Source organism: Microbacterium sp. (assembly GCF_039812165.1).
Lineage (GTDB): Bacteria > Actinomycetota > Actinomycetes > Actinomycetales > Microbacteriaceae > Microbacterium.
On the sequence record NZ_JBDIAB010000306.1, the window covers coordinates 1 to 2,591 of the forward strand.

The window sequence follows — 2,591 nt, forward strand, 5'->3', positions numbered from 1 at the left end:
GCCCTGGACTGGCGCGGTGCGGGCCTCGCGCTCCTGGTCACCACGACCGGCGCCGACGCCGACGGGCCGGTGCCCGCGGGGCGGGGCATCGGCAACATGACCGAGCGCGCGCGGCTCGCCGGCGGGTGGCTCACCGCGTCGGCCGACGAGGAGGGCGCCTTCATCGTCAACGCGTTCATCCGGCGCCGGCCGACGAGACGAGGGAGGCCGCATGAGCGGGCAGCCTCGGGAGGCGGCCGACGCGGTCGCGCCCATCACCGTCGCCATCGCGGACGACCACGTGCTCTTCTGCGCCGGGATCGAGATGATCGTCGGGTCGCAGCCCGATCTCGCCTTCGTCGGGTCGGCCCAGGACGGTGAGGCCGTCGTGGCGCTCGTGCGGGAGACCAGGCCCGACATCGTCCTCATGGACATCCGGATGCCGGTGACCGACGGCATCACCGCGACGCGCGACGTGCTCGCCGCCGCGCCCGACACGCGCGTCATCATCCTCACGACGCACCAGCGGCGCGAAGCCGTGACGGAGTCGATCGCGGCGGGCGCGCACGGATTCGTCATGAAAGACGCGCGGCCCGAGCTGCTGCTCGAGGCGATCCGCACCGTCCACGGGGGCAGCTCGGTCTATGCGCCGGCGACCACCGTGGCGCTCGTGCGCGACCTCGGCGAGGCCCATCCCGCCGCGCGGCCGGATCCGGCCGCGATCGCGGCGCTGACCGCTCGGGAGCGGGAGGTGTACCTCCTCGCCGCGCGGGGCCTGTCGAACACCGAGATCGCCGAGTCCGCCTACATCGGCGAGACCACCGTGAAGTCGCACGTCTCGAGCATCCTCGCGAAGCTCGGGCTCGCGTCGCGGCTCCAGCTCATCGCGCACGCCTACGCGCACCGACTGGTCAGCTGAGTCGGCCGAGAACAGGGAGGAACACCATGAGCACGTCCCCGGTCGACCCGGCATCCGTCGATCTTCCGCCCACCGAGCCCATCGACCTCACCTGGCTCATCGCCGACATGGCGCGGCCGCCGCGGGCGGAGGATGCGGCGCCGTGATCCGAACGGCGCGCGCCGGGGTTAGCGTGGAGCAATGGTCAACTATCGCTACCTCGGCAACAGCGGATTCAAGGTCTCGGAGATCACCTACGGCAACTGGGTGACGCACGGCTCGCAGGTCGACGACTCGGCCGCGGTCGCCACCGTGCACGCAGCCCTCGACCTCGGCATCACGTCCTTCGACACCGCGGACACGTACGCGAACACCGCCGCCGAGGTCGTGCTCGGCAAGGCCCTGCGGGGCCAGCGCCGCGAGTCGCTCGAGATCTTCACGAAGGTCTACTGGCCGATCGGGCCGAAGGGCCCGAACGACTCCGGACTGTCGCGCAAGCACGTCATGGACGGCATCCACGGGTCGCTCCGCAGGCTGGACCTCGACTACGTCGACCTCTACCAGGCGCACCGCTACGACTACGAGACGCCGCTCGAGGAGACGATGCAGGCGTTCGCCGACATCGTGCGGCAGGGCAAGGCGCTCTACATCGGGGTCTCGGAGTGGACCGCCGAGCAGCTGCGCGCCGGTCACGTCCTCGCGACCGAGCTCGGCTTCCAGCTCGTGTCGAACCAGCCGCAGTACTCCGCGCTGTGGCGCGTGATCGAGGGCGAAGTGGTGCCGACCTCGGAGGAGCTGGGCATCTCGCAGATCGTGTGGTCGCCGATGGCGCAGGGTGTGCTGAGCGGCAAGTACCTGCCCGGCGCGCCCGTGCCCGAGGGCTCGCGCGCGACAGACGAGAAGAGCGGCGCGAACTTCATCAAGCGCTTCCTCGGCGACGACGTGCTCACCGCGGTGCAGCAGTTGAAGCCGATCGCGCAGGAGGCCGGCCTCACCCTGCCGCAGCTCGCGATCGCGTGGGTGCTGCAGAACCCGAACGTGTCGGCGGCGCTCGTGGGCGCGTCGCGTCCCGAGCAGCTGAAGGACTCCGTGCAGGCCTCGGGCGTCGTGCTCGACGCTGAGGTGAAGGCGGCGATCGACGCGGCGCTGGCGCCCGTCGCAGTCACCGATCCCGCGCTCACCGACGAGGTGTCGCCGAAATCCCGCCCGGCCTGAGCGCCATGCGCAGCGCCGGCATCCTGCTGCACCGCCGCGCTGCCGACGGCGGCGTCGAGGTGCTGATCGCCCACATGGGCGGCCCGTTCTGGGCGCGCAAGGATGCCGGCGCGTGGTCGATCCCGAAGGGGGAGTTCGATCCGGCATCCGAGTCCCCGGCTTCGGCGGCGCGGAGGGAGTTCCGCGAGGAGCTGGGCCTCGAGCCGCCGGACGGTCCGTACGTCGAGCTCGGCACGTTCGCGTACTCGTCGGGCAAGCGCGTGACGGTGTTCGCCGCCGACGGCGCCGGGTTCTCGGTCGAGGGCGCCGTGTTCGGCGAGTTCGAGCTGGAGTGGCCGCCGCGCTCGGGCGCGAAGCGGCTGTTCCCCGAGGTCGACCGCGTGGCGTGGGTGGCGACGGATGCCGCGCGGACCCTCCTCGTCACCGGCCAGCGTCCCGCGGTCGACCGCCTCGAGGAGCACCTCGCCGCGGGCCGGTGACCACCGCGCCTTCGTGGCGT

The 2,591-nt window shown here is 72.0% G+C and carries 3 protein-coding genes; all 3 read left to right on the plus strand.

Annotated elements, in window-relative coordinates; translation table 11 throughout:
* Positions 1-211: 211 nt before the first annotated feature.
* The 3 genes from WML84_RS14720 (at position 212) to WML84_RS14730 (ending at position 2,571) form a co-directional block, all read left to right on the plus strand.
* The gene (locus tag WML84_RS14720) at positions 212-898 is read left to right on the plus strand and encodes a response regulator transcription factor (RefSeq protein ID WP_347346885.1); all 687 of its coding nucleotides are present in this window, start codon (positions 212-214) and stop codon (positions 896-898) included.
* Positions 899-1,078: 180 nt separating this feature from the next.
* Complete coding sequence (locus WML84_RS14725; protein ID WP_347346886.1) at positions 1,079-2,092, plus strand: aldo/keto reductase family protein; 1,014 nt, start codon at positions 1,079-1,081, stop codon at positions 2,090-2,092.
* 5 nt (positions 2,093-2,097) lie between these two features.
* Positions 2,098-2,571 carry an NUDIX domain-containing protein gene (locus WML84_RS14730; RefSeq protein ID WP_347346887.1) on the plus strand — a complete coding sequence of 158 codons (474 nt, stop codon included), beginning with the start codon at positions 2,098-2,100 and terminating at the stop codon, positions 2,569-2,571.
* Positions 2,572-2,591: the final 20 nt, after the last annotated feature.